Source organism: Nodularia chucula CCY0103 (assembly GCF_963923915.1).
GTDB classification, from domain to species: domain Bacteria; phylum Cyanobacteriota; class Cyanobacteriia; order Cyanobacteriales; family Nostocaceae; genus Nodularia; species Nodularia chucula.
This window is the reverse complement of the sequence record NZ_CAWUOL010000189.1, coordinates 1-1,353: the sequence shown is the minus strand read 5'-3', so window position 1 is coordinate 1,353 and position 1,353 is coordinate 1. Positions and strand designations below refer to the sequence as shown.

General features: G+C 42.6%; 1 protein-coding gene. It reads right to left on the bottom strand.

From position 1 onward, the window contains the following. Positions 1–308: 308 nt before the first annotated feature. The gene (locus tag ACM0OP_RS24120; RefSeq protein WP_414530937.1) at positions 309–884 is read right to left on the bottom strand and encodes a hypothetical protein; all 576 of its coding nucleotides are present in this window, start codon (positions 882–884) and stop codon (positions 309–311) included. Between the last annotated feature and the right edge of the window lie 469 nt (positions 885–1,353).

The window sequence follows — 1,353 nt, the reverse complement described above, 5'->3', positions numbered from 1 at the left end:
TAGCCCAGGTTTTGGGTAATGGTGGTTTTAGCCACTCCTCCCGCTTGGTTAAAGACTGCAATAATTCGGGTCATAAGTGAGTTGATTTACCTGCCCCATTACAATTAAAGATAACTGGTGATACGTCAATTGGTACTGTTGATTTTTGTTTTGGGTACATCTCACCATCTCACTACCAATATACAATTCACACCAAGTTTTATCTTTAATGAGAGTAAAGGCGCTCTTTTTGCGATCGCCGCCGGTGAGCGGAACACCATCGCGTGTGTAATTACGGCAAGGAGTTCTCTTTACAAGCTGCTCACTGACTAAAATTTTATTAGATGAAAAGTTGTGAAGTTGTTGGCGTATGACATCACCGGAATATATGACGGCGGCGTTAACTTAATTAACTCTTTAACAGATGCCCGATTACTTTCCTTGTTTCCAAAGTAAAGCTGAAACATCATCGGCTGTTCTAATTCTACTAGAGAGGCAAAACCTAATACTACGGGGCGGTTAGCCTCATTTGACCGACCTGTCATAATGCAACCTGTACCTTTTTGAGAGATTTTGTCTTGGTAAAAACCTCGGATTTTTTCATTTTCTTCTATAGTCTCAAACACTTTGCCAAAGTCTTTTAAGGTAGAGGTGACGGTCGATTTATCAATCAGAAGAACACCAGCAAATTTATCTAAATCATTTCCTATTTCTGGGAAAAATAGTGCCAATAGATTTAAATCTTCAACCAAGAGGTTTAATGATTCCTCATAAGTCTTAACCATGTTCCCGCAATGAAGAAATTTGAAGGCAGGCAATTTCCCATAATTGGGGTCTAATTGCTTACGGCGTTTTGCTTCTCCCATTCCTAAAAAAGCCTTAGATAAATAAACGATTAATTCCACTATTTATATACTAATAATTACTGAGGTGAGTCAGAATTTTTTATTTGTGGGGTGAAATGAGCAGGACGCGATGACCCAGTTGCACGCTTGTGATAACCCTTTGAGATCACGTCTTGAAAGCTGTTTCTTACCTAATTTTCTTACTCAAGCCAGTTGTAGCGAAGCGGTGACTGAGCGCTGCGAAGAATCTAGTTGGCCTCACCAGGGGGTTTCTACAGCGCTCGGTCAACAACTGGCGTTGGGGAGGGAGTCCAGAGGGACGGGGCAAAGCCCCTCCCTCGCGCCCACTTCGCTGCATCGAGGGGATAATTAAACTACCGACTAAAACCTCTGTCCTGCTGTCTTTGCCGTTGCACTTCCAACTGCTTTTGCCGTCGCCGTTCCAAAATTATCTCATTCCAGGTCAGTCCTTCGGGTGCAATTCTTTCAGCCACAGGCAGCATTTTCTTAACTACTTGGGCGGTTTCAT